The 26,433-nt window shown below is 38.0% G+C and carries 19 protein-coding genes and 3 pseudogenes; 4 read left to right on the top strand and 18 right to left on the bottom strand.

Annotation, left to right across the window (positions count from 1 at the left end):
- Positions 1–4 precede the first annotated feature (4 nt).
- The 11 genes and pseudogenes from LZ575_RS05125 to LZ575_RS05085 all read right to left on the bottom strand — a co-directional run bounded on the left by LZ575_RS05125 (position 5) and on the right by LZ575_RS05085 (position 13,953).
- Positions 5–1,341 (bottom strand): annotated as a pseudogene (locus LZ575_RS05125) (vanadium-dependent haloperoxidase).
- Position 1,342: 1 nt separating this feature from the next.
- Positions 1,343–2,728: a VCBS repeat-containing protein gene (locus LZ575_RS23320; RefSeq protein ID WP_311195986.1), complete on the bottom strand. Its 1,386-nt coding sequence runs from the start codon at positions 2,726–2,728 to the stop codon at positions 1,343–1,345.
- Positions 2,715–4,598 carry a CRTAC1 family protein gene (locus LZ575_RS23315; protein WP_311195985.1) on the bottom strand — a complete coding sequence of 628 codons (1,884 nt, stop codon included), beginning with the start codon at positions 4,596–4,598 and terminating at the stop codon, positions 2,715–2,717. Before LZ575_RS23315 ends, LZ575_RS23320 begins: the two co-directional genes overlap by 14 nt.
- Positions 4,599–5,510 carry an FG-GAP and VCBS repeat-containing protein gene (locus LZ575_RS05115; protein WP_235329533.1) on the bottom strand — a complete coding sequence of 304 codons (912 nt, stop codon included), beginning with the start codon at positions 5,508–5,510 and terminating at the stop codon, positions 4,599–4,601.
- Positions 5,497–7,959: a VCBS repeat-containing protein gene (locus LZ575_RS05110; protein ID WP_235329531.1), complete on the bottom strand. Its 2,463-nt coding sequence runs from the start codon at positions 7,957–7,959 to the stop codon at positions 5,497–5,499. The genes LZ575_RS05115 and LZ575_RS05110 overlap by 14 nt, the downstream gene beginning before the upstream one ends.
- 134 nt (positions 7,960–8,093) lie before the next feature.
- The gene (locus LZ575_RS05105) at positions 8,094–8,699 is read right to left on the bottom strand and encodes a RagB/SusD family nutrient uptake outer membrane protein (RefSeq protein WP_235329529.1); all 606 of its coding nucleotides are present in this window, start codon (positions 8,697–8,699) and stop codon (positions 8,094–8,096) included.
- A gap of 104 nt (positions 8,700–8,803) precedes the next feature.
- Entirely contained in the window at positions 8,804–9,694 is an 891-nt protein-coding gene (locus tag LZ575_RS05100; RefSeq protein ID WP_235329527.1) for a RagB/SusD family nutrient uptake outer membrane protein, read from the bottom strand.
- Positions 9,695–9,705: 11 nt separating this feature from the next.
- Positions 9,706–10,371, bottom strand: coding sequence for a hypothetical protein (locus tag LZ575_RS23310; protein WP_311195984.1), 666 nt, complete (start codon positions 10,369–10,371; stop codon positions 9,706–9,708).
- 91 nt (positions 10,372–10,462) lie between these two features.
- Complete coding sequence (locus LZ575_RS05095; RefSeq protein ID WP_311195983.1) at positions 10,463–12,787, bottom strand: SusC/RagA family TonB-linked outer membrane protein; 2,325 nt, start codon at positions 12,785–12,787, stop codon at positions 10,463–10,465.
- 283 nt (positions 12,788–13,070) lie between these two features.
- Positions 13,071–13,655, bottom strand: coding sequence for a diacylglycerol kinase family protein (locus LZ575_RS05090; RefSeq protein ID WP_235329525.1), 585 nt, complete (start codon positions 13,653–13,655; stop codon positions 13,071–13,073).
- Between the two features lie 19 nt (positions 13,656–13,674).
- Positions 13,675–13,953: a diacylglycerol kinase family protein gene (locus LZ575_RS05085; RefSeq protein ID WP_235329523.1), complete on the bottom strand. Its 279-nt coding sequence runs from the start codon at positions 13,951–13,953 to the stop codon at positions 13,675–13,677.
- A 63-nt stretch (positions 13,954–14,016) separates the two neighbouring features.
- On the opposite strand from LZ575_RS05085, the gene LZ575_RS23305 reads away from it, so the two are divergent.
- From LZ575_RS23305 to LZ575_RS05075, 3 genes are all read left to right on the top strand, one after another.
- Positions 14,017–14,514, top strand: coding sequence for a hypothetical protein (locus LZ575_RS23305; protein ID WP_311195982.1), 498 nt, complete (start codon positions 14,017–14,019; stop codon positions 14,512–14,514).
- Positions 14,511–14,981 (top strand): App1 family protein, encoded by a 471-nt coding sequence (locus LZ575_RS23300; protein ID WP_311195981.1) that lies wholly within the window; start codon positions 14,511–14,513, stop codon positions 14,979–14,981. The genes LZ575_RS23305 and LZ575_RS23300 overlap by 4 nt, the downstream gene beginning before the upstream one ends.
- A gap of 77 nt (positions 14,982–15,058) precedes the next feature.
- Positions 15,059–17,185, top strand: coding sequence for a Tex family protein (locus LZ575_RS05075; protein ID WP_235330675.1), 2,127 nt, complete (start codon positions 15,059–15,061; stop codon positions 17,183–17,185).
- A 54-nt stretch (positions 17,186–17,239) separates the two neighbouring features.
- Here LZ575_RS05075 and LZ575_RS05070 read toward each other — a convergent pair whose 3' ends face one another.
- The 6 genes and pseudogenes from LZ575_RS05070 to LZ575_RS05045 all read right to left on the bottom strand — a co-directional run bounded on the left by LZ575_RS05070 (position 17,240) and on the right by LZ575_RS05045 (position 24,818).
- Positions 17,240–18,187 carry a hypothetical protein gene (locus tag LZ575_RS05070; protein WP_235329521.1) on the bottom strand — a complete coding sequence of 316 codons (948 nt, stop codon included), beginning with the start codon at positions 18,185–18,187 and terminating at the stop codon, positions 17,240–17,242.
- A 20-nt stretch (positions 18,188–18,207) separates the two neighbouring features.
- Positions 18,208–18,666: a hypothetical protein gene (locus LZ575_RS05065; RefSeq protein WP_235329519.1), complete on the bottom strand. Its 459-nt coding sequence runs from the start codon at positions 18,664–18,666 to the stop codon at positions 18,208–18,210.
- Complete coding sequence (locus LZ575_RS05060; RefSeq protein WP_235329517.1) at positions 18,632–18,850, bottom strand: hypothetical protein; 219 nt, start codon at positions 18,848–18,850, stop codon at positions 18,632–18,634. Before LZ575_RS05060 ends, LZ575_RS05065 begins: the two co-directional genes overlap by 35 nt.
- A 291-nt stretch (positions 18,851–19,141) precedes the next feature.
- A pseudogene (gene purL / locus LZ575_RS05055) lies at positions 19,142–22,808 on the bottom strand (phosphoribosylformylglycinamidine synthase).
- A gap of 114 nt (positions 22,809–22,922) precedes the next feature.
- Positions 22,923–23,501, bottom strand: a complete 579-nt coding sequence (locus LZ575_RS05050) for a hypothetical protein (protein ID WP_235329515.1) — start codon at positions 23,499–23,501, stop codon at positions 22,923–22,925.
- 101 nt (positions 23,502–23,602) lie between these two features.
- A pseudogene (locus LZ575_RS05045) lies at positions 23,603–24,818 on the bottom strand (RsmB/NOP family class I SAM-dependent RNA methyltransferase).
- A 398-nt stretch (positions 24,819–25,216) separates the two neighbouring features.
- On the opposite strand from LZ575_RS05045, the gene LZ575_RS05040 reads away from it, so the two are divergent.
- Positions 25,217–25,918 (top strand): hypothetical protein, encoded by a 702-nt coding sequence (locus LZ575_RS05040; protein WP_311195980.1) that lies wholly within the window; start codon positions 25,217–25,219, stop codon positions 25,916–25,918.
- A gap of 61 nt (positions 25,919–25,979) precedes the next feature.
- On the opposite strand, the gene LZ575_RS05035 is transcribed toward LZ575_RS05040, so the two are convergent.
- A complete protein-coding gene (locus tag LZ575_RS05035) occupies positions 25,980–26,432 on the bottom strand; it encodes a hypothetical protein (RefSeq protein WP_235329513.1) in 453 nt (150 codons plus the stop codon).
- Position 26,433: the final 1 nt, after the last annotated feature.

Here is a 26,433-nt window from a genome sequence, read left to right as displayed (position 1 = left end):
GAAATTAAATATTTAAGGGTTTCAATTCCAGATCTTTTACAACAAAGGATCCCAGTTTCAATCCTTGAGAAAGGCCTTCTTCTATTGCAGAACGATAATGAATTCCCCCATACAGTCGGCTTAAAGCGGCTTCATTTGCAGCCTGGTGGAAAGATTTAAAAGATCTTACTCGGTAAACCAAATTGTACTTCGGTATCATCTTCATAAGAAAAATCTTCGCCAAACAATTGAGTTAGAACAGTAGCAGCTGCTCCTGAAACAACCGAATGTCCACTTGGATATTCGGGAAATGGTGGGGTTTGAAGTACCGGGGCCCAGTTTTCATCTACGTTAGTGTTAATAAGAGTTTCCGGGCGTATCAGTTCACTTCTGTATTTCTCTTCCCAGCAGCTAATAAAAGCATCGGCTATTGCAAGAGAAGTTGCTGTATATGCATATACGGTTTTATCAAAATCCAGATCTTTTTTCCTACTGGCAATTTTAGTGACACCAATCCAGTGCCCGCCGGGAGTTATTTTTTTTGTAGCGAACATGAGATGACCTCGTTGAGTAGAAACATAAGGATTGCAGTCCCAAAAACGTGCGATTTGAATTTCTTCAGATTCGTCTCCTTCTTTGTCCATCTCCCGTCTTATATTGTACACTTCCATTAGCTCATTATAGAACTTTGAGCCTTCTTCAAGAGAAAATGCAGGATATGTATTGGGTCTGAACTGTGCAGCCGAGTCTATGGCGAACGTTCTTATTTTTGCCCAATGAGGTTCAATACCATCCATATACAGAGGAGGAGTAGGCTGCCATCTGTGAGGTTCATCAGAGTAGACCGAGAATTTCGGCATGGTACGGGTTTCCTTATAATTATCAGAATTAATCCAGGATTTCATATGTTCTGCAACCTGCATTCCATAGTCTCGGGAGTCGACGAAATTCTGCTCATTCAAACTAAGTCCATACGTTATAGAGACTGTCACGGTACATATTAATCTCTTTTTCAGAAAAAATGAGTTGTTTTCCTATTTCCATTTGGGCAATAAGAGCCGCTAATCTGTAATTTACCTGCTTTGTAGAGTCAGCTTTGGGAATTGAAGAAAATCCTTTATAGGTATGGGAAAAAGAATTTAAATTGGCATTATTGGCTGCTATGATCTCGTAAGCAGCAACATTTGAATAGGCATAGATCCTGCTGGCGACAGGAGGTGAAAAGATATCATGAACCATTATATTTGTCAATCTATCGACTGCAGCATGGTAATCTTCAGCAGTTATTTCAATAGGTTTTACTTCTTTTGAACAACTACCCAGGAGTAACGTGAATATTAGAGTATATAATAAGTTTTTCATGTTAGTTATCCAGCTTATAGAATTGTGGAGTGTCATTGTTTATGATAACCATAAGATATTTGGCTCCCTGAAAATTAATTAATTTAAGATTCCTCACTGCTTTTTGAGTGAAATTTAATCCTAATGCATTTCCTTCAATAGTTGTTTTTTCATTTACTATAACGTTTCCTGCCAAACTACTAAGCCTACCGTGATATGGCGTGACCCCAAAATAGTTACCACCAATAAGCACTTCTTCCTTTCCATCATTATTAAAATCTCCAGCCAGGAAGGAGGTAATTGGGGCCACCTGCAGGTTCTCTTTAAAAGGTTTAAAAGTATACTTTTCACCGAAATTAAGCAAATATCCGGAAGATAAGGTGTTCACTTCCAGTAAGTTTGATTTATTTAGCTGTGCTTTATCGAAAATATCCTCAATAGATTTTCCTGCAAAATCTTTATAGGAAGGAAATTTTTTTCTGAGGTAAGATAATTGACCCACCAGTTCATCCAATCCCGCGACCGTATAATACTTTCCCTCCCTTGCATAAGTGGTTATAGTTTCTGTACTTCCATTCCCGTCAAAATCGGAATAGTACATCTTTAACGGAAATTCCTTAGTTGCACTAAATTTGGAATTTAACCCCCAGTTGCCAAGTAGATAATCCATATTTCCATCACCATTTATATCAAAAGGAATAATGGTTTGCCAGAGGCCTCTTAATTCCTCCATTAAATAGTCTGAAGTTACATCTTCAAGATTTCCCCTGTTGTTTCTGAAGAATTTTGGAGACATCCATTCTCCTATTACTATAAGATCAATCCAGCCGTCTCCATCGAAATCAGTCCATTCCGCATCTGTTACCATACCAGATGTTTTCACGTTATCATTATCCGCAATGGTAAATCTGCCGTTATTGTTGATCAAAAGAAAAGATTGGGGAATACGCCCGAAGTCATTGGGAACTGCGGCACCTCCAACAAAAAGATCTACATCGCCATCCTTGTCAAAATCTGCAGCCTTAACTATGGAGCCATTTTCGAAATAGGAGGGAAGCTCTGTTTTTTCAAAAGTTCCATTTTTTCCTATGTACAATCGGTCCTGTAAAGGACTACTCTCTCCAGAAAATTCTCCTCCACCAGAGACGACAAAAAGATCTGTAGATCCATCTTTGTTGAAATCTTCTGCAATGACTGAAATATCTTCTGAAACTGAATCCTGTTTAAAAGCTTTAATTTCTCTTTCAAAAAAACCTTTTTGGGTTTGATAAAAAATCTTCGCTGGCTGATGTTTGGAGCCTCCAAAGAAGATATCATCCATGCCATCGTTATTAAGATCACTAACTTCCACAGCCGGGCCTCTGTCAGAAACTTGGTATGGTATAAGCTTCTGCTTAGTTAAAGTCAATATAATTATTCTCCTTATGCTCGTAATCGAGTCCCGGAAGAGAATCTACTTTAGTAAACCAGGGTGAATTCTTCGGAAAATTATTCAGGAAATTTTCTCTTTCCGAAGAAGGAGATAAAATAAGGGTTTGATTTACCGCGACATTTAGAAATTTTTCAGTTGTATTGTCAGGCCAAACTATTATTAAAGAATCCACCTTTTGTACATCTCCATAACCAAAACTTATAACAGGTTCAGAGGATGACTGGAACCCACGGGCTGTGAATAATTGTTTTGTTTGCATTTTCCCCTGGTGGTAAGAAAAAGCTTTTGTTCCAAAACCAAAATTATTAGGTGGTGTATATTGAAATTTTATCTTTAAATAAGCTGAATTTCCCGCTGTTGTGTTAATATATACGCTTGCAGGTTGATTTATATTATTTGTGACGATATCGAGGTCACCGTCATTGTCCAGATCTCCCCAGGCAGCTCCTGTAGAGACGATGGAGTCCCGTGGAAACCAGTTGCCGGATTGGTTTGAAAATTTTAGAAATTCCTCACCACGCAAAACATAGTTATGCACCTTTCCTGAAGGCATCATATCCAATGCTTTTTGGTCTACCAGGTTGGTATTATTAATTTTCTTCTGTATCTGCTCATTAGACACATATTTTATATAATCCAGGTCATTAGGCCTTCTGGGAATACCTGTAGCAATAAATACATCCTGTCTACCGTCCAAATCATAATCTCCAAAAAGAGGGCTCCAGCTCCAGTCAGTAGCTGCAAGCCCACTATAAAGACCCATTTCCTGAAAATAAACTCCTCCCCGGTTTATCTGGAGCATATTGCGGGTGTACTGGTGATGATAATTAAACCTGTTGATCTTCATATTATATAAATCTACAGGATCGTCAGACATAGAAGCTTTAAGGATTTTTTCATCTTCCGGAAGCATATCCAGAGTAAGTATATCCAAATACCCATCACTGTTAACATCTGCCACGTCATTACCCATGGAGAACCTGCTAACATGACTGAATTTTTCTTTAAGCATTTCAAAAAATGTACCGTCGCCGTTGTTGATGTAGTAATAATCATCTTCGTGAAAATCGTTACTCACGTAAATATCAGTAAAACCATCATTATTAAAATCTGCAGTGGCGAGCCCAAGACCATAACCATTGGCACCACCGTAAATTCCGGCTTCTTCACTTACATCTATAAATTTTCCGGAATCATTTCTCAACAATTTATCTCCACTCTCTGCAGTTCGGTTATTTCTAATTTCCGCAGGACCGTAGGTGTTCACCGTATGAACAGCGTGATTTAAAAGATACATATCTAAATCCCCATCATTGTCATAGTCAAAAAATGCTGCAGTTGAGGAATAGTTTTTATAGTCCAGGCCATACTCTTCACCCTTTTCTGTAAAAGTGTTGTCACCATTGTTTATAAACAATTCATTCTTTCCCCTTAACCCATTTATGCCGACAACTGCGCACACATATAAATCCAGATATCCATCCCCATTTACGTCAGCCATTGTGACGCTTGTATTCCAGGAGGATTCTCCACCAACACCTGCCGTTTCTGTTATGTCTTCAAATTTTAAATTACCCTGATTGAGAAACAATTTGTTCGCGGTTTGATTGGCAGTAAAATATATATCCTGTAAACCATCATTGTTAATGTCTCCTATTGCAATACCGCCCCCATTATAAAAATACAGGTAGTCAAGGATGTTTAGCGCATTTGTTTCAGTAAGTTCGTTAGTGAAATGAATTCCTGTTGCCTCAGGTCCCGGGGTTTGAAACAAATAATTCTCCTCTTTATCCCTGGAGCAACTTATTAGGAATATAATCGATGTATAGAAGATAACTCGTTTCATTCAATTCAGTTTAAACAATTTTGGGGCTTCGTTATTCACTCCCGCAATTATATATTTGTCACCAGTTTTGTTCTTCAGTAATTTTAATGCCCGTACCTGTCCTTTGATGTTAAACCCACTTTCACTTGTCTTGAGTACTTTAAAAGACCCCTCAGGTTGACGTGTGAGAATAATTCCCTGATTTGCATCGAGCCGGGTGTACTGAGGTTTAAAATTAAAATTATTTCCAGCAAGGAAAATTTGTTGTTGGCCTTCATCTGTGGTGATAACTTCTATGGCATGAATGCTGGAAAGTTGCACTTCCACAGGAAGTTCTTCTATTTTGAAAGTGCCATCTCCGTTATTATATGCAATTACACTTTTAAAAGTTGAAATATTCCTGACAATTGAATTTTGAATGATTTCTTCTGAAAAAAGATCCTGAATTGACTTTTTTGCATATTCAGAAAATTTCAAATTTTGCTTTTTAACTGAAGCTATTTGCCCTGAAATTTCCCGTCTTAGGTGAACCGGGATATCTCTTCCATCAATAGGCCTGGTAAGGATTTGCTCAATTGTCCCATTATTATCAAAATCATTCACATACATTTTTACGGGTTCTCCGGAACTAGCGCGATAAAAAGAGTTAGTACCTCTGTTTCCAAGTATTAAGTCAGGATAGCCATTGCCATCCACATCTGCCGTAGCCAGGGCAGACCATGCTCCCGTGAGTCTATCAAGATTGGTTTTGTAAGGAGCAATGCCATCTTTTCCGGTTTTAAAAATCTTAGGAGCCATCCAGTCCCCCGTAATTATGAGCTCCGATTTTTCATCACCATCTATGTCCTGCCAAACCGCTGCGGTTATCATTCCAATTTCCTTTAGATCAAAAGCTTTTGCTTCTGTAACATCAGTAAAATTAAGCACCGTCATTCTCTAACAGTTGATGGTTTGGGTTAATTCCGTAAATTCCCGGAACACTTCTTCTCCCAATAAAGAGATCAATATCTCTGTCATTATCAAAATCGTGTGCTAAAACAACAGCTGCATTGTGTTGTGAGGAAGGAATGTCGGCAGTATACTTTACAAACCTACCAGATCCCTCATTTTTATAAATACGTGTATTAAAAAGGCTCTTATCAGCATAGATGTTATTTCCGCCGGAAACCACTATTAAATCCGGTTTATCATCCCCGTTTACATCTGCAAAGACTGCATCAATATCTTCATACTGCATATCGGTGTGAAAAACAGGATTACTAACTGCGCTAAATTTCCCTGAATTATTATGCAGGTAAATTCCGCCTGCCTGATTACGGGCACCACCCAAAAACAGATCTTCATTGCCGTCTCCATTTACATCAGCCACGGCAATAGCAGGTCCTTCTTTAGAAAGCATTTGTGAGATTAAACCTTCGTAATCAAAATCAACATAATTATCTTCTTTGTGGGAGGGAAGAGCATGTTCAATTTCGGTTAAAAGGGTTTCAGCGGTGGGGGAGGGAGCCTTAAATTCCCGATTGGCATCTTTTTGATTTAACATCAACACCTGATTAGCTTTGATATCCTTTACAACCTGAGTTTTTTTATTTGGCCATATTACCTGGAGAGAATCTACAGCAGTTGCATCTCCAATTCCAAAAGTAAGAGCATAATCAATGGAAGATTGAAACCCACGAGTGGGAATCAATTCCTGGCTTACTACCTGGTTATCATAAAATAGATTAACACGACTTCCAATTGCGAAGGTGTTTTTTCCTTCTCCTTTTAAATTAACCTTCAGGTAGTTATTATTATTCATCTTTTCTGAATTGTTGCGGTAAACGAACAATTCCTGATTTACATTATTTACAATGAGATCCAAATCTCCATCTCCATCCAGGTCTCCATAAGCAGATCCATTAGAAAAGCTGGGTTCGCTAAATCCCCATTTCTCAGTAACCTTCTCAAAGGAAAGATTTGCCTGATTTTTAAATGCATAATTTGGAATAGGAGTACTTGGCATTTGGTTTAAAATAGAGTCAAATTCTTTCTTTTTTCCAGTAAGAACCATCTCCTGTAAAATTTCGTTGGCAAAAAAGTCCATAAAATCCTGATTTGTGAGGTCGTGGTAGATACCGTTGCTCACAAAGATGTCCTTATAACCATCATTATCCATATCAAAAATGAGAGCACCCCAGCTCCAGTCAGTTTCTGCAACACCACTGTGAAAGGCTATTTCAGAAAAACTATTGTTTGCATTATTTAACTGCAGCGTATTTTGCATGTACTGGTGATAAAAATCACTATCTAACTTACGTTTATATAGATCATATCTTTCAAAATCACTGGTGTTTTTTAGTCTCTCATCATTTTCCGGAAGCATGTCTGTCACAAAGATCTCGGGATATCCATCATTATTTATATCTGCCATGTCAGCACCCATCGAGGAAAGGCTTAAATGAGAAATGTAATCTTTAATTTGTTCTTTAAAGCTTCCGTCTCCAGTATTTATGTAAAGGTAATCCCGTTCGTAAAAATCATTAGAAACATAAATGTCCGGTAATAGATCATTATTTACATCTCCTATAGTTACTCCCAGGCCAAAGCCTATTAAACTACCGTGAATCCCGGCTTCTTTACTTACATCTTTAAATTTTCCGTTGTCGTTTCGCAAAAGTTTATCACCGCCACCTTTGAGAACCTCAGGCAAATTCCAGTCCTCGCTTCTTAAGTCCCGCTTATTAGCATATCCAAGACTTGAAACCGGAATAAAACTGTTGTTGAGAATATAAACGTCAAGATCACCGTCCATGTCATAATCAAAAAATGCTGCGTGTGTAGTAAAGCCATTTTCATCAAGATTAAAACTGGCTGCTGCTTCGGTAAAAGTGAGGTCTCCGTTATTAAGGAATAGTTCATTTCTACGGTCGTCTCCTTCAATATTGCCCGCATTACTTACATAGATATCTAAGTAACCGTCGTTATTAATATCTACCATGGTTACTCCAGTTGACCAGGACCTTTTTCCTCCTGTACCAGATGAAGTTGTAATATCTTCAAACTTGAAATTCCCTCTATTAAGGTATAGTTTATTCTCCTCCATGTTGGAGGTAAGATAAACATCAGGTAGGCCGTCATTGTTAATGTCACCTATTCCAACTCCCGCGCCGTTATAGAAATTCCTGTACTTAAAAATATTGAAGTCCTTTTCATTCCTGACCTTGTTATTAAATTGTATTCCAGTAGAAGAACCTTCCAATTTTGAAAAAAGATATGTTTTATCCTCAGTTGTAACTTCTGTTTTTCTTTTATCCGTTGAACAGGAGAAGGGAAGGACAAAAAAAGATAGAAGACAAAAAAACCGGGAGAGAGGTAGTTTTAGTTGAAAAGGATTCTGCATTTTTAAACTTAAGGAAATCAATATTTTCGTAACATTTTGATGTTACAATTTAATGGAAATTAATGGAGGTAGAATAAAAAAGAGACTTAATAAGCTGTTACTTCTTAAGTCTCTTTAATTTAAAAATTTTAAAGTTAATACCCTTCGTTCTGTACTAAATTGGGGTTAGAAAGAATGGCAGTAGTTGGAATAGGAAATAAAACCCTGAAATCACCAGATTCAGGTTTTAGACCCCATTCATCTGTAAATTGACCAAATCTTATAAGATCCTGTCTTCTCCACATCTCATTATATAATTCTCTTCCTCTTTCATCAAGCATATCCTGCTCTGTTAAAGAAGCCAAAGGAGTAGCCCTTCTTAATTCCCGTAATTCATTGATCATTTGAAGAGCAGTGACATTAGCCGTCCCACCTCTCATTATAGCTTCAGCTTTCATTAAATGTGCATCGGCATATCTAAATAGAACCATGTGTTCTCTATAAGCGCCATTTGAAGGATGATATTTCAAAACTCTTATCCCTGTATTATCAGGATTTCCCACTAAAGCTGGTATTTCTTTGGTGTAAAACAAGGGATTTAACCCTCTATCTACCGTTACACTTCCATCTAGTTCATATTGCTGCCCATATAAAAATCCTATTCCAATATCTGAACCGTCAATTAAACCATCTCCATCTGCGTCGTTATTACCTTCAAAAAACCCATCTGCTTCACTTACAGATGTTCCTTCAAGTGGCACAAAACCTCTTCGCTCTTCCTGGCCTACGTTGGGATGATTAGTATCGGCTGGCCCTTCAAAAAGTTCATAGAATTCAGCCAGTGTAGAAAATCCATTCCACCCACCTAGGCGTCCTGTCCTACGGCACCCTGGTTATAGTGTAAACCATTCCAGATCCTGGAACCCACTCCAGTGTTAGTAAACCAAATAGTTTCTGAATCTACTGTAGGCTCAAATATTTCAAAAAAGCCGCTTTGTAAACCAAATCCCATATCTCTAATAGCATCTACACGTTCAATTACCCTGTTCATATCTTCTGTAGCGGGTTCTCCTCCTGTGTAAACGTGCTTGTTTAAGAACATTTTAGCCATAAGATAATGTGCTGAAGCTTTACTTGCAAAGTTAGCCTCTGGTCCTGGTCCTATACTGGCCAGGTTGGGAAGAGCATCATTAAGATCCTGCATAATAAAGTCAAATGCTTCACTTCTGGACATTACGCGAGGATCCACATTGGCTCCTTCGTCCACTTCCCTAAAGGGAACCTGGCCAAAGAGGTCCATTATCCAATACATGCTAAACGCCCTTAAAAACTTTGCCTGAGCTAGTTGTTCTGGATTAGCATTACTTTCCGGTGCAATAATTTCTGATAAATTGAACACGTTCCTATTATGGTTATTCCAGGTATTTAATAAAAACTGGTGGTTTGCATCCCAGGTGTGTTGGTGGAGTGATCTCCATAAACCATTATCTCCCCAATCTGTTCCTCTTGTAGGAACAACCATTTCATCAGATGTCACTTCCTGTAGGGCATAAAGGTTTTCCTGAGTATTAAGTTGATCTCTTAGAGCATTATAATTATTAGCCAGGGCCGAGGGTACATCACTTACTCCAGAAAAACCTTCTCCTGAATCTTCCCGAAAAACAGAATCGGTTTCTTCAAGTTCCAGGTCAGTACAAGCTGTAAAGCTAAGTACAGCCCCAAATAATAAAGTTATTTTTAAGAATTTATTTTTCATGTTATATTTTTTTAAAATGATACGTTCAATCCTAAAGTTACAGTTCTCGCTCTTGGATATGAAGTATATTCAATACCTGCAGTAGGAATTCCATTTAAGGATTTATCGGTATTCACTTCAGGATCGAGTCCGGAATAATCGGTGATCAGGAACAGGTTTTGCCCAGTTACGCTTATTCTAAAAGCATTTAAGAAACTGTCTTCCCCTATTTCAAAATTGTATCCCAGCGTAGCATTCTGTAGTCTTAAAAAGTCCCCTTTTTCCAAAAAGCGTGTAGAAACATCTGGATTATTACCAAAACCTTCTCCATTTCCAATTACGTTTCGGGTTACGTTAGCACCAGAGGCAAGAGATCCTGCTGTAAAGAAGGCATTTTCAGTGTTATTATACACCCAAAATCCAAATTGACCTGTTAAAAAAGCAGATAGGTCCCAGTTGCCATATTCTACCCGGCTGGATATACCCAAATTGGTGGTAGGTAACGCACTTTTACCAACAAATTGTTGCTCGTCTCCATTAGGGTAAACAGATAATCCATTTTCATCAAATCCGGCAAATTCTCTTAAATAATAGGAGAATAAAGGTTGACCACCTGCCAATAACTGGGCATAAGCGTTCGTTAGTCCTTGCCCATTAATTCCTCCGGTTTGAATTGCTCCCTCAAAATCTTCAACCATGTTATCATTATAAGCAATGTTAAATCCTAAATTCCAGAAGACGTTCTCTTCCTGGATAATATTGTAATCTATTGCGAATTCAACTCCTTTATTAATAACATTCGCATCCAGATTTTCCCAAACAAAATCCTGTGCTGCTTAGTTGTGCTTCAAAAGTTTGGAAAAGTAAATCGGTAGTTGATTTATGGTAGAAGTCCAAAGAACCACTTAATCGATCGTTCATGAACCCAAAATCTAAACCAATGTTCGATTGGGTTGTAGTCTCCCATTTTAGGTCGGCATTTGGCCAGGTAATTTGTCCTGTACCAGGTACATTTACTGTTCCCGCATCACTTATTCCTATACCACCAAACCTTTCACGAGCGATATAAAGGTTGTATGGGATTTCCTGGTTTCCAGTAACACCATACCCTAACCTTAATTTTAGGGTGGAAAAGGTCTCTGGAATAAAATCCTCATCCCCTAATTGCCATGCAAAAGCACCCGAGGGGAAATAACCGTATTTATTATTTCCTCCAAACCTTGTTGATCCATCTGCTCTTAAAGTAGCGGTGAACAGGTATTTTTCGGCAATAGTATAATTTAGTCTCCCGAAGAAGGATTGTAACTCATCTGTAGTATGAAAAGTGTCTCCTGCAACTGCATTAACATTTAATCCAGTGGGGGCAGTGGGTCTATCAGTAGCTATATCAGGAAATAGTCTGTTAACAAAGAAGCCATTGGTATCATAACCGTACTGCTGGTATGAACCCTGAATATTACCTTCAAGAACATCTCTTGCACCCTGGAGGTTATTAATCATCGTACCCATATTCATGTCCTGAAAACCCCAACCCTGAGCGTTTATTCCTTTACGATCAAACTCCTGGTATGAATAACCAACTAAAGCATCAAGTTTAGAATTTTCAAAGGGCAGCTCGTAGTTTAAAGTTATTTCCATTAACTTGTTAGTACTTTCGATTTCATTTATTTGTGCTCTTCCATTTCCGGGAACGGCGCTTCCTATCCCTACAACGTCACCCGAAATTCCGAAGCCTCTGTAGGAATCGGCTTTATCGTATCCAAGATTAAGCTTGGCAGATAAACCTTCCAGAATTGTATAATCCGTGGAAAAGTTGATTAAAAATCGGTCAGTTTCTGTTTCATCCAGAGTATATTTTAGTAAACCATTAGGATTTATCTGTCCTTCGTAGAAGTCAGGATCTGACGGAGAAGTGGGAGTAATCATATAAGTAGCACCTAAAAGATCCCCCTCAGAGCCTGCATTATTGGAGATAGGAGCTCTTTCATCATTTATTCGGGATATGGAAGTTTGGAGGCTAAATTTTAGTCTATCATCAAACATTCTGTGATTAACATTTAATCTACCGGATAATCTTTCCATTGAAGAGTTTTCAACAATCCCCATAAGGTCAGAGTATCCCAGGGATACTCTGTAATTACCCTGGTTGTATGAACTGGAGTAGGCGAGATTGTGTTCTTGTGTGAAAGCAGTTCTTGTAATTTCATCCTGCCAGTCTGTATCCCCACCATAATCTAAAGGTTCGGGGTCTAGACCAGTTTCAGCATATGCTTCCAGCCATTCCTCACGATTTAGAAGATCATATTTATTTGCTTGTGTTGCTACACCAAGATTTGTGCTATAATCAAACCTGCCATCCATTCCGCGGCCTGATTTCGTAGTAATGATTACAACTCCATTTGCACCCCTTGAACCATAAATAGCGGTAGCAGAAGCATCTTTAAGAACACTCATGCTCTCAATATCCTGTGGGTTAAGGAAGTTAAGCGGGTTTTTCGGTGAGCTGGAACCGAAACCTACATCGCCTCCCCCGGCAGATACGTCATCCCCTGATAATGGTACGCCATCAACAACAAATAGTGGGTCATTACCACCTCGAACAGAAGTAGTACCTCTAATTCTAATGTTAACTCCACCACCCGGTTCTCCACTGGTAGTAGTTACTTGTAAACCTGCTGTTCTCCCCTGGATAAGCTCCTCTGGTGATGCAACCACACCACGGTTAAAATCTTCTGAAGTTACAGTCGCTACGGCGCTAGTAGCATCTCTTACTGTAGTTTGACCGTAACCAATTACCACTACCTCACTTAAGGCTGCAGCATCTTCTTGCATGGTTACATTAATAGTTTGCCTGCCATTTACAAGTACTTCCTGACTACCATAACCTAAAAAGCTAAAAACAAGTACAGCATCATCCGGTACATTATTTAGAGTATAGTTTCCGTCGAAATCGGTAGTTGTACCATTAGTAGTGCCCTGCACAATGATGTTTACACCTGGTATTGGCATCGTACCATCTGTTACCGTTCCCGAAACTGTTCCCTGAGCCTGAATGAAGCCAAAACTGAAAACAGCAAAAAGAAAGAAACAGATCTTCAAATAATTGTTTTTCATATAAATTAATTTTTCAATGATTAATTGGTAAGCGAATCTAGAGACTAAATTTAATGAAAAATTTCTCTAAGATTCAAACTAAATAAAAATCTCAAACCTTTGAGTAATGAATATTGTGCAATTAAATAGAGTGTTTTCTTACAATTTAGTAATTTAGTAGAGGAAGCTAAGCTTCCTTTTAATTGTAAAATGCTTGAATTTGCAAGGTCTCCCGGAGATTTAAAGAGGAAGTTGAATAGTGGATAAATATTTGGTAATAATGTGTTGATAATTTTATAAGACTTTATTGCAGGGGAGAAGCTATCTTAACTTTATGAGGTAAAATACTTACCTCGACGAATTTTCTTTTGCCTATATACTCCCCATCTACCTGAAAGGCAACGGGGTTTTTGCAACTTATACGGGCATTTTGAGTAGAAATTATTTCAATAAAATCGGGATTAAGTTCCACCTCGTTCCGCAGGGTTTTAAGAATTTCCAGAAAATCAAAATTTTTAAAAACTAAAATTTCAAAGAAGCCATCATCTATCTTTCCATTGGGATTAACGGTAGCACCTGTTCCATAGGATTTGGCATTTGCAATCGCCAAAAGAATTCCTTCTTTTTGAAGTACCTGTCCATTGGCTTTAATTTGGAACTGAAAAGGATAATTACTCTGCACAAGAGTAGGAATGGAATTTAGGAAGTAACCTATCTTTCCTCTTATTTTTGAATGCTCGTATTTCCTTATCAGCTCAGCATTTACTCCGAAATCGCTCATGTGCAGGCAATACTCATCATTAATGAGAATGATATCCATGCCTTTTACATTTGCATCAAGTGCGACTTCAATCTGTTCCTGAGGACTGGATGGCAGGTTAAGATTCACGGCCAGTCCATTAGCAGAACTAAGCAGGTATGATGCCTATAGGAATATCCTTTCCTTTAAGTGCTTCAGCAGCAATTTTTATAGTACCATCACCTCCAACTACCAGTATCCTACCAGGCTGCAATTCTGCAATATTATTATTTAAATTAAAAGTGTCCTCTTCTCCTGTGGTCTCGAAAATAAATAGAGTAAGATTTCTCTTAATTATTTCGTTTTTTATCTCCTTTATCAAATCAGATTTATTTACAGCTCCGGAAATTGGATTTACCACGAGCAAAACCTTCTTTATGTCTGCCATTTCTTCAATTTGTCTTTAAAATTAATTAATTTGGAGAATATTGTGAGTTAACAAAAACCAAAGGTGAAATTAGATTTAAAATTATACAGGGGCTACGTAAATGAAAATCAATTAGTAGTTTTTGGACATGTTTTTGAATCCTGGGCTCCCGACAAATACAGGACAGACAGGCGCGGTATTAAACATGCCTTTTCAATCATTCATATGTTTAGGATTAAACCTCTCCAGAACATCACTGTAAAACTGGAATTTAAAAATATTGAAGTTACTACTAAAACATTAGATGATGGATATTTTCGATTTGAAATTCCCTTCAATGAGGAGCTAAAAAGCGGGTGGCATGAATACTGCGTTAGTTGTAAAATAAATGATATTGGAATAATAGAAACAGGAGAACTCCTCAAGCCTTTTCCCGGTAAAGTGGGAATAATATCAGATATTGATGATACTTTTCTCATTTCTCATAGTAACAGCTTTTTTAAAAAGCTTTATGTTATGCTCCTCAAGAATATTAATAAAAGGAAGATCTTTGACGATGTTGTACAACATTACAGCATTTGAGTATTTCTGGACAGGATAGTGAAGAAGCATCAAATTCATTTTTCTACGTCTCCAGCAGTGAATGGAATCTTTATGGTTTTATAAATGATTTCGCCAAAATGCACAATTTGCCTAAAGCTGTTATCAAACTGAAAAAGATAAAAACTAGTATTTCAGATTTTCTATTGACAGGAAGAGGCAGTCACGATCATAAATTTGAGAAGATTAAGGACATAATTGCTTTTTATCCTCATTTGCAATATGTATTGTTGGGAGATGATTCTCAAAAAGATGCCTTTATTTATGAAAGGATTTGCAAGATTTTTCCAATGAATATAAAGGCTGTTTATTTGCGTCAAACAGGAAGAAAGGAAAATATTAAAGTTTATTCGGTACTTAAAAATATTGAAAGTCTAAATGTCTCTACCTGTTACTTTAAAGGCAGTGACAAAGCTTTACTGCATTCTAAGAATATAGGTATAATTTGATTATAATCTATTAGAGACAGAGAAATTTTTGGGTGCAAGAGTCTATCTTTGCCACCTCCTTATCAAATTTTCAAATTTTGACTTCAGAAAAATATATATTAAAATATTCAGGTTTACCTGAACGCTCTATAAAAAATACGGTCGAATTACTAGATTCTGATGCCACTGTTCCTTTTATCGCCAGATATAGAAAGGAACAAACCGGAAACCTGGATGAAGTACAAATAGAACAAGTGGCGAGTCTACTTAAGACACATGGAATTTTAGAAAGTCGAAAGTCAGCTATTATAAAAGCCATTGGGGAGCAGGAAGCTCTAACACCTGAACTTGAAAGGGCAATTAATAAGGCTGGCAATCTTACTGAAGTTGAAGATCTTTATCTACCCTATAAAAAGAAAAGAAAAACAAAAGCAGATAGTGCCCGCGAAGCAGGTCTTGAACCACTGGCAAGAATAATTGTAGCTCAACAGGAAATAAATTTAAGTAATGCTGCATCACGATTTCTGAATACAAAAATAAATTCAGAAGAGGAAGCCTTGCAGGGAGCCAAAGATATTATTGCCGAATGGGTAAATGAAGACCAGAAAATACGCGCAGACCTTCGTTCTTTATACAGCAGGAAAGCTACCATAACTTCTGTCGTGGTTAAGAAGAAAGCTGATGATCCTGCTTCCCAAAAATTTAACCAATATTTTAATTGGGAGGAGGCATTAAATAAGATACCCTCCCATCGATTTCTGGCAATTTATCGTGCTGCAAATGAGGGGATCCTGAGGTTGAAGATTGAAATTGAACCCGAGGAAGCTCTTTCCAGAATTTCAAGGATCTTCATAAAAAACCAACGACATACTTCAGCAACAGTTATTAAAGAAGCTATTGAAGATGCTTATAATCGACTTTTGAAACCTTCGTTTTTTACAGAATTTCTTGGAGAGGCAAAAAATAAAGCAGATGAGGAAGCAATTAAAGTATTTGCCACTAATCTTGAGCAATTACTCTTGTCTCCACCTTTAGGAGGAAAGCGAATATTAGGAATTGATCCCGGCTTTAGATCGGGTTGTAAGATCGTATGTCTTGATGAAAATGGTTCTCTCCTTTACAACGAAACCATTTATCCGCATCCGCCTCAAAAGGAGATTGCAATGGCCACAAAGAAAGTGAAATCTCTGGTTAATGCGTATAAGATAGAAGCAATAGCGATTGGTAATGGAACAGCTTCCAGGGAAACAGAAGAATTTATTAAAAAGGTTCAACTTGACAGGGAGGTTGAAATTTTTGTAGTAAATGAGGCAGGAGCCTCGGTTTATTCCGCTTCAAAAATAGCGAGGGATGAATTTCCTGACTACGACGTAACAGTAAGAGGTTCTGTTTCAATAGGAAGAAGGTTGAGCGACCCTTTGGCTGAACTTGTGAAAATTGAACCAAAGGCAATAGGAGTGGGGCAGTATCAACATGAGGTGGATCAAACAAGGTTAAAAGAAAAACTAGATGGGGTTGTTGTTAGTTGTGTTAACAGAATAGGAGTTAATGTGAATACCGCAAGTAAAGAACTGCTTTCTTATGTTTCAGGAATAGGTCCTTCTTTGGCAGAAAATATTGTGAATTACCGGAAGGAAAAAGGAAATTTAAAGGACAGGAAGGAATTACTTAAGATTCCCAGGTTAGGGGCAAAAGCGTTTGAACAGGCTGCAGGTTTCCTTAGAATAAGAAATGGTAAAAATCCCCTGGACAATTCCTCTGTACATCCAGAGCGATATGATGTAGTGGAGAAAATGGCCAAAGATGAAAGTCTCACCATTAATGACTTGATTGGCAATAAGGATATTTTAAAAAAGATCCAACGGGAAAAATATGTGACAGGGGATTTGGGTTTACCTACTCTTGAAGATATTTTTAGAGAACTGGAAAAGCCCGGAATAGATCCACGTAAATCCCTTAGAAAATTTTCCTTTGATCCTTCAGTAAAAAAAATTGAAGATCTTCATACGGGAATGAGGTTACCCGGAATAGTAAATAACATTACAAATTTTGGATGTTTTGTAGATATTGGAATTAAAGAGAGTGGATTAATTCATATTTCCAAATTGGCGAATGAATTTATTAGCGATGTTAACGCTGTAGTTAAACTTAATCAACAGCTTGTAGTAAAGGTTCTTGACGTAGATATAGATAATAAACGAATCCAGTTATCTCTAATTGACTAAAATAAAAAAGGGGAAACATTGCGTTTCCCCTTTCTGTTCATTTCAATACTAATTTTATCGATTTCTGCGGAAGTGAGAACCGTTAAATTCTCTTCTTTCGTAAAAATCATCATCAGAGTGTCTCCTGTCTCTGTCACTGCGGTAGTCATCATTTCTGTCTCTGTCCGATATTCCGCTGTCGTTATCATTGCGATCGTGTCCATAGGTACTTCCGGTACGGCTAATATCTTTATCCTCGTCAAATCGATTTCCGGTTGTTCCGGAAGTCCGGCTATACTCACGGTCATCAGAAAATTTATCTTCAGATGATCTCTCTGTTCTTGTACGATCCCTATCGTCAGAGAATGTACTTCCGGTAGTTCCTGAAGTCCTGTCGAAATCTCTGTCATCAGAGAAGGTATCTTTTCCCGCACGGTTACGGTCCCTGTCACTTGAAAAAGTATCTCCTGTTCTGTCAAAATTATCATCATCGTTGAAGGTACTCCTGGAGGTAGTTCCGGTAGTTGTTCTATCGCCGAGGCTACTTCCTGAATCTCCACTTATTCTGTCATTCCTTCTATCATATGATTCCAAGACAACCACTTCATATTCTCTATTGACATTAGTTCCTTTTTCATAGCGTTTCGTTTCAGCAAAGGTCCTGTGATCAATTTGATCGGTATAAACAAATTTTTGATCATTATTAAGACTAACTAGGCCTACAGGAATAATAATGTGATTTTCACCCTCCTTATTAATAAATTCGCGAATGTCGTTATTGGCAGATTTACCATATGGATCATGATCTGCTTCAATAATCGTCTTATCAACTTCCACATCCAGGTATACCACTCTTTCTGCTACTTTATTCACAAGAAGATTATCTACCTTTCCTATAACGCGGTTATCTTTATCTTTTACCTGCCAACCCCTCACATCGGGATCGTGACTTGCTACTTTATAGTCAGACAATTCATTAAGGTAAAATAAATGTTTATTGGTGTTTCTATCTTTAGTCGACATAATTTCAATTTTTATTTTTATTAGCTCATTTTTTTAAGCACATCGGCCGCTTCATCAAAGAATTTATTGACTTGATCTTTTTGTTCTAAAGTTTGAACAGACGGCTTAATATTATTGGCAGCTGTCTTCACTTCTTCTACATCACCTGCCAGGTTGGGAAACTGTTGTTCCTGAATTTTTTTCAAAACATCGGCCAGCTTTGTCCCTGCATCTTTAATTTTATTTGCGTGGTTTGTAGCCTGAGGATTTTGAGTAATTTGTTGAGCATCCTGTCTTATTGACTGCATATCTGTACTCACATTAACGTTGAGTTCACTTGCTTTAGAATTAACTGCTTCAACAAGATGAATAAGAGCATTGTTAGTATATTCATGATCTATACCCATTCTACTTTTATCTCCTACATGAGCAATATAATTAGAAACATTATCTCCATTTAATGTATCACTTGTGGTACTTAGCCAATGTTCCAACTTCACCTGCACTTGTTTGTGTACTGGTATAGGTTGTATCCTCAATTTGCTCAGTATTATTTTCGTCTACGTCATCTATTTCGTTATCATTGTCTGCGAAAACAAAATATAGAATAATACCTAAGATTATTAAAGCCAGTAATATCCAAGGCCATACTGGTTTTTTCTTTTCAATTTTAATTTCTGCCATAATTCAATTTTTTGGTTTTTAAATATGTGTTTATAAAAAAATAAAATTACTATTTAGATACAGGCCTGTATATTAATGTTTGGCTAAACCTTTGTTAATAATGCATTAAAGCAGCATTTTGAAGATAAAAACGAAGATTTTTAACAGGTTTTTTTGAAAAATGAGAAAAATCTGACTGGTGTCCATTTAATAATAATGCCCTCTGCCGGGATTATACTGAAATACTATATTGAACTTATATAATAAAAAAGGCTCCTGTGAAGGAGCCATTGAAGGTTTTGAATTATTGTTTTACGACTGCTCTTCGAGCCATTTACGGGCATTTACAAAGGCCTCGAGCCAGGGGGTAACCTTATCTTTTCGTCCTTTAGGATAATAAGCCCAATTCCAGGGAAAAGTAGATCGTTCTAAATGCGGCATCATCACGAGGTGTCTTCCTGTGTCATCTGTAAGCATGGCAGTATTGTGATTTGAGCCGTTGGGATTTGAGGGATATTTGTCATAGCCGTATTCTCCCACTATATTATAGCGATCTTTAGTATAAGGGAAGCTGAACTTTCCTTCCCCATGTGCAGCCCAAATTCCCAATTTAGTTCCGGCCAGGGAACCTAACATTATTGATTTATTTTCTTTAATTTCAACTGAAGTAAAAGTACATTCAAATTTCTTTGAAGCGTTGTGAAGCATCTTTGGTTTTTCATCGTGATCGGGATTAATTAGTCCTAATTCCATAAATAGCTGGCAGCCATTACAAACTCCAATAGACAAGGTATCTTCTTTTTGAAAAAAGTTGTCAAGTGCCGTTTTCGCTTTCTCATTGTATAGAAAAGCTCCCGCCCAACCTTTGGCACTTCCCAACACATCTGAATTTGAGAATCCACCAACTGCAGCAATAAATTTTATGTCCTCAAGATTTTCCCTGCCCGTGATAAGATCTGTCATATGTACGTCCTTCACATCAAAACCCGCGAAATGCATCGCTCTGGCCATTTCTCGTTCACTATTAGATCCTTTCTCTCTAATTATAGCCGCTTTTATCCTGGGTGCAGATTTATCAATGTCGGGAAGTTGTCCCGTGAAACCTTCAGGAAAAATAAACTGCAGCGGCTGCAGCGCGTAATTCTTATATCTTTCTGTCGCTTTATCTATTCCACTTTGTTTTTGGTCAAGCAGGAAGGAAGTTTTGAACCACGTATTTCTTAAATCAGAAATATTAAAATTCAGGGATTCTTCGCCGTTCTTAATGTTTAACGAATTTCCTTCTGTTACTGTCCCAATCCGGAAGAAGTCTATACCATTCTCTTTTAAAAATCTTTCAGCAAGATTATCTTTTGCCTGAAAAACAATTCCGCAGTTTTCATTAAAAAGAAGCTTCACCAGGTCTTTCTCATTTAATTCTGAAAGATCAATGTCTGCCCCCAAATTAACATCTGCAAAACACATTTCTAAAAGTGTCGTAATTAATCCTCCTGAAGCAACATCGTGACCAGCCACTATCATTTCCTGTTTTACAAGGGCCTGAATGTTATTAAAAGCTTCTGCAAATTTCTTTTCGTCTTTAATAGTAGGTGCTTCATTGCCCACTTTATTTAATACCTGAGCCAAAGAAGAACCACCTAATTTAAAATCGTCCCGGGAAAGATTTATATAGTAAATCGCACCCCCGTCCTTTTGTAATACAGGCTCAATTACTTTTGTAACATCATCACAATGTCCTGCAGCCGAAATAATGACAGTTCCCGGGGCAAGTACATCTCCTTCTTTATACTTTTGTTTCATAGAAAGAGAATCTTTACCTGTAGGAACATTAATTCCGAGGGCAATTGCAAAGTCTGAAACTCCTTTTACAGCCTCATATAACCTGGCATCTTCTCCTTCATTGTTACAGGGCCACATCCAGTTAGCAGAAAGTGAAACAGATTTTAATCCTTTTTCCAAAGGTGCCCAAACAATATTACTTAATGCTTCGGCAATAGAATTTCTTGATCCCGCTACTGGATCTATAAGAGCCGAAACAGGGGAGTGGCCAAGACTGGTCGCAACACCTTCTTTACCATTAAAATCCAAAGCCATCACTCCACAGTTATTTAATGGTAACTGCAGGGGACCTAGCAGTTTGCTGTTTTGCAACCCGGCCGCTAACACAACGGTCAACTTTGTTTGTTAACCAATCTTTACAGGCCACGGCTTCCAGTTGAAGGACCTGCTCGAGATAAGTTGGAATTTTTGAGGATTGATAAACCAGGCCTTCATAATCTCTTTTTACCGTTTTATCGGCCATAACGGTCTTAGGAGAACTTCCAAACATATCGGCCAAAGAAAGATCCATAGGTTTTTCTCCACTGGTTTTGCTCTCGAATTTAAAGTTGCGGTCATCGGTAACCTCACCAACGCTGTACATAGGGGCTTTTTCTCTTTCAGAAACTCTTCTAAGAATTTCCATATCTTTTTCAGAAATAATAAGTCCCATTCTCTCCTGGGATTCATTGCCAATAATTTCTTTGGCAGAAAGGGTAGGGTCACCTACAGGAAGTGCGTCAAGATCTATGTTACCACCCGTGTCTTCCACAAGTTCGCTAAGGCAGTTTAAATGTCCGCCCGCTCCGTGATCATGAATGGAAACAATAGGATTATGGTCACTTTCCACCATTCCACGAATAGCGTTTGAAGCGCGTTTTTGCATTTCGGGATTTGCACGTTGAATCGCGTTTAATTCAATTCCGCTGCTGAATTCTCCGGTGTCTGCAGAAGAAACTGCGGCTCCACCCATACCAATGCGGTAATTTTCACCACCCAGTACAACTATTTTATCCCCTTTCTTCGGAACGTCCTTAATTGCCTGATCGGCTTTTCCATATCCCACTCCGCCTGCCAGCATAATTACCTTATCAAAACCAAGGGTACGATTGTGTTCCTTGTGTTCAAAAGTGAGTACAGAACCTGTTATCAAAGGCTGCCCAAATTTGTTTCCAAAATCTGATGCTCCGTTTGATGCTTTAATTAAAATTTCCAGAGGTGTTTGGTAAAGCCATTCTCTTTCGGCTACTCCTTTTTCCCAGTCGCGGTCTTCTTCCAGTCTCGAATAAGATGTCATATAAACAGCAGTTCCTGCAAGTGGAAGTGAACCTTTTCCTCCGGCAAGCCTGTCTCTTATTTCTCCACCACTTCCTGTAGCAGCACCATTAAAAGGTTCTACAGTTGTCGGAAAATTATGAGTTTCCGCTTTTAGGGATATTACAGACTCAAAGTCTTTGGAATAATAATAATCTGGTACATCTGCAGATTTTGGTGCAAATTGTTCTATTCTCGGCCCTTTTATAAAAGCGACATTATCTTTATAAGCTGAAACTATTTCGTTCGGGTTTACTTCGGAAGTTTTTTTGATAAGCTTGAATAAACTGGAAGGTTTTTCTTCTCCATCAATGACAAACCTTCCATTAAAAATTTTGTGCCGACAGTGCTCAGAATTAACCTGGGAAAATCCGAAGACTTCAGAATCTGTAAGTTTTCTTTCCACCTTCTTTGACAGATCTTGCAGGTACTCAACTTCTTCATCATTTAAAGCTAAACCTTCCTGTTTATTAAAAGCAGCTATGTCTTCCACTTCAATAACCGGATGTGGATCAGTCTTAACAGTAAAAATATCCTGATCAAGACCATTGAACTTTTGAGAGAGCATTGGATCAAAATTGGTGAATTTCGAATCTACTTTTAAAAATTCCTCAATTCTCAAAATTCCTCTTATTCCCATAGTTTGTGTAATCTCCACCGCATTTGTGCTCCAGGGGGAGATCATTGCGGCACGCGGACCAACAAAAAAATCTGCCAGTGCAGATTTATTGAGATATTGGGAGTTGCCAAAAAGCCAGTTTAATTTTGAAATATCCGAGGCTGTAAGTGCAGAGTGCGTTTGCACTGCATAAACCCGGGAGGTTTGGGTTCCGAAGAAGAGGATCATTCTGCGTTATTTTTTGTTGAAAAAAGAAAGACCAAATTTAAGATTTTTAAAAGGAAATACTCTAGCAAGTTCAGGAATAAATTCTACTAAGGAAGAATATTTATTCAGGAAAGCTTATTGCAAAGAATGGCTGCCAAGGCCAGAAAAATCGTCCACTTCGAAGGCTTCCCATTCCCCTGAATTAAATATTGCAGAGGGTTCTGTTATTTCAGTCACCCTTCTTAGAGTAACATCTTTTCCATAATCTTCGACTTCATCTAAGACTCCAATGACATCTATAAGGACATCATCTTTAAAAAGTCCAATGGCGTCATTCCCATTAAAGTCCATAGGAGCGCCAGATTTTAATTGTTGAGCAGAGTTTAAAAGGTCTGGTTCTGTGGAAGATTCGTTACCAATGACAAATACTTCCTCGTTGAGAATACTTCCGGTAAGTATAAGTTCTCCCATCCAGTTTCCTTCACCGTTGGATTGTTTTCTAATGGAATACCCTGAGGCCTCCAAATCTATTGTCTCTCCTGTAAAATTGGCTATTTCCAGAGCTTTATTAAAAGATGTTCCCTCAACATATTCAGAGAAAAAAAGGTCTATTGAAAATTCTTCTTCAATAAGTATGGGGTCCATGGCATCATCTCCTTCGCAGGAACTAAATAATAGTATGAGGATTGGGAATAAAATGAATGTTTGTCTCATATACCTTAAATCTAAAAGGAAGATAATAATTTTTTTAGAAGAGGTATCTCAATAAAAACAGATTTAGATAAAAAGAAGGACCTGGTTTCCGGAAACATTTACTATTCCTTCTTCTCCAGTAGTGCCATATAAAATCCGTCAAAACCTGATTCTGATGAGAGAATCTTCTGGTCCTTTATAAAGCTAAAGTCTTTTCCTGCATCTCCTTTCAGGAATTTCTCTACCTGTTCCTGGTTCTCTGAAGGTAGAACTGAACAGGTCGCGTATACCATTTTTCCTCCCGATTTTACTATTCGGGAATATTGATCAAGAATTTGAGACTGGGTTATTTTTATTGTTTCAATAAACTCCGGCTGTAGTTTCCATTTAGCATCGGGATTACGGCTTAAGACTCCAAGGCCACTGCAGGGAGCATCAATTAAAACCCTGTCTGCAGTACCATACAATTTCTTCACCACTTTTGTGGAATCAATTGCCCGTGGTTCAATATTATGTGCCCCGGCTCGTTTTGCCCGTCGCTTTAATTCTTTTAGCTTATTCTCATAAATATCTGTGGCTATGATCTGGCCTTTATTTTCCATTATAGCGGCTATGTGCAATGTCTTTCCACCTAAGCACCAGCACAGGTATCTACAACGCGCATTCCCGGCTCAACATTCAGGAAATTAGCGACCAGTTGTGAGGAAGCATCCTGAACTTCAAAAAATCCATTTTTAAAAGCTTCAGTCTTAAAAACATTTGCTCTCTCTTCCAGTTGAAGAGCTTCAGGAAAACCTTTTACTAGCTCGGTGACAATACCTTCATCTTTAAGTACGCTACGCAGCTTATCCCTCGTAATTTTAAGAGTGTTGGTTCTTAGAACAATAGCGCCTGTTGGTTAAGAGCATGTATCTCTTTTTCCCAAACCTTTTCGCCCAATTCTTTTACCCCCAACTCATCCAGCCAGTCTGGCACAGATTCTCTATACTTTCTTATTTTGCTAAGTTCATCAAATTTTCCTTTAATCCTTCTGCTCGGTGTAGGTTCTATCTGCTTCCAGTCCGGTAATTCCACTCCGCGTAAAGTCGCCCAAACAGCAAACATTCTGAAAAGATTTTCCCGGGAATAAGGAGCTTTTACTTCAGCAATTTCAGCATATAATCGCTTCCATCTAACAATGTCATAAGTGGTTTCAGCAATAAAGCTACGGTCACGGGAGCCCCATCGTTTGTCCCTCTTCAAGGTTTTTTCTATAACCTTATCGGCATAATTTCCTTCATTAAAAATTTCTGAGAGTGCGTCAATGGTTGCAAAGACTAAATTCCTGTGTAAGCGCATAAAGTTTTTATAAGCTGCAAAGGTACTTAATTTTGACGGCGAAATTTTATATTAGCCTAAATTATGGAAATGAAAGCAATATACCTGGTATCAATTTTATTTATAATAGGTTGTAGTTCCGAAGAAAAAAAGGATTTACTAATGTAGAAATTGAAGATTTACTGGAAGACACTATTAGTATACGTGCCATTGAATTAATGGGAGAAGATTTAGCATTTGCTGTAATTATGGAACTTATGGATTATACGACTCTAATGCAGGTGTAGTACGAACGAATAAGCAAAGGTTTGATTCCATCTCCCCGGAATTTCGTGCCGTTGCCAGTACTTCATCTGACTTTTTTATGCTAAGCGTGGGAAACCCTGCACTTTTATATAAAACTTAGTGAAAACGGAAGCATGGAGCTGGTTTATAAGGAGGAAAACGAAAAGGTATTCTATGATTCCATGACCTTTTGGAACGCTAAAGAAGGAATAGCTATGGGGGATCCTACAGAAGACTGTTTGTCAATAATTATTACCAGGAATGGGGGAGAGAGCTGGAAAAAACTTTCTTGCGGCCTTTTGCCGAAAGCAGCTAAAGGAGAAGCAGCATTTGCAGCGAGCAACTCGAATATTGCTGTTGTGGGAGACCATACATGGATCCTTTCAGGTGGTATTAAGTCAAGGGTTTTTTATTCTCCAGATAAAGGGAACAGCTGGGAGGTTTACGACACTCCTTTGATCCATGGAACTCCCACTACAGGAGGATATAGTATTGATTTCTATGACGAAAACAACGGAATAATAATAGGAGGAGATTACTTAAATCCTGAGGCTAATAAAGCCAATAAAGCAATAACCGTAGATGGAGGCAGGACCTGGGCTCTTATTAGCGATTCAAAGCCTCCCGGGTATATGAGTAGTGTAAGATACGTTCCGGCAGGTGAGAGTAAAGAAATTGTTTCAGTAGGGAATTCAGGTATATATTATTCGGGGGACACAGGGGGAGAATGGATAAAACTGAGTGACGAGGGCTTTTATACCATCAGGTTTTTGAACGACAGTATTGCTTATGCTGCAGGAAAACACAGGCTGGCAAAACTTAAATTTAAGAGGTGAAAATTGGAAAAAGTACTGCGAACACTTAGCTGTTCGCAGTGTGTTATAATTCAGGTGTTATTTACTCCTTATTTTTAGAAGTCTTTCGGGTGCGGTATTCTTTAAGCAACTTCTTGTTAAAATCTGCCTCCAGCTTGTGAAGTTTAATTATATCTTTTGCCGTCAGGAACTTTTTAAGATCAGAGAAAAGTTCCCTTTTTATAATATATTCTTCTTTTTCAACAGCAAGATATTCCTTCAGCATTTCTTCCGCTTTACTCTCAGAGATAGATGCGGCATCATTCAGGTCAATATGTTCCCTCCTATATAAGGCCCATTTTTGCTGTTCGTAGCGATTATAAATCGGCCAAAATTTTTGCGCCAATTCTGTACTCATATTAAGACCTTCAGTAATAAAAGCCACTTTAAGCGCTTTTATTTTTTCCCTGTGATCTTCCCTATCTTCTTTATCCTGAGCGTATAAACCCGGAATCGCGGTAAGGAACAGGAAAATAATAAGTATATTTTTTTTCATA

It is taken from the genome of Antarcticibacterium sp. 1MA-6-2 (genome assembly GCF_021535135.1).
GTDB lineage: Bacteria > Bacteroidota > Bacteroidia > Flavobacteriales > Flavobacteriaceae > Gillisia.
The sequence above is the reverse complement of the archived record's forward strand: the minus strand, read 5'-3'. Positions and strand labels throughout refer to the sequence as shown.

Coding starts and splice junctions, on each gene's coding strand:
- LZ575_RS05095 (WP_311195983.1), bottom strand. CDS start 12,787: ATGAAAAACAATTATTTGAAGATCTGTTTCTTTCTTTTTGCTGTTTTC.
- LZ575_RS05040 (WP_311195980.1), top strand. CDS start 25,217: ATGGAGCTGGTTTATAAGGAGGAAAACGAAAAGGTATTCTATGATTCC.
- LZ575_RS05100 (WP_235329527.1), bottom strand. CDS start 9,694: ATGAAAAATAAATTCTTAAAAATAACTTTATTATTTGGGGCTGTACTT.
- LZ575_RS05110 (WP_235329531.1), bottom strand. CDS start 7,959: ATGCAGAATCCTTTTCAACTAAAACTACCTCTCTCCCGGTTTTTTTGT.
- LZ575_RS05070 (WP_235329521.1), bottom strand. CDS start 18,187: ATGTCGACTAAAGATAGAAACACCAATAAACATTTATTTTACCTTAAT.
- LZ575_RS05060 (WP_235329517.1), bottom strand. CDS start 18,850: ATGGCAGAAATTAAAATTGAAAAGAAAAAACCAGTATGGCCTTGGATA.
- LZ575_RS05115 (WP_235329533.1), bottom strand. CDS start 5,510: ATGACGGTGCTTAATTTTACTGATGTTACAGAAGCAAAAGCTTTTGAT.
- LZ575_RS05035 (WP_235329513.1), bottom strand. CDS start 26,432: ATGAAAAAAAATATACTTATTATTTTCCTGTTCCTTACCGCGATTCCG.
- LZ575_RS23310 (WP_311195984.1), bottom strand. CDS start 10,371: ATGGTTGAAGATTTTGAGGGAGCAATTCAAACCGGAGGAATTAATGGG.
- LZ575_RS23315 (WP_311195985.1), bottom strand. CDS start 4,598: ATGAAACGAGTTATCTTCTATACATCGATTATATTCCTAATAAGTTGC.
- LZ575_RS05085 (WP_235329523.1), bottom strand. CDS start 13,953: ATGGCAGACATAAAGAAGGTTTTGCTCGTGGTAAATCCAATTTCCGGA.
- LZ575_RS05050 (WP_235329515.1), bottom strand. CDS start 23,501: ATGAGACAAACATTCATTTTATTCCCAATCCTCATACTATTATTTAGT.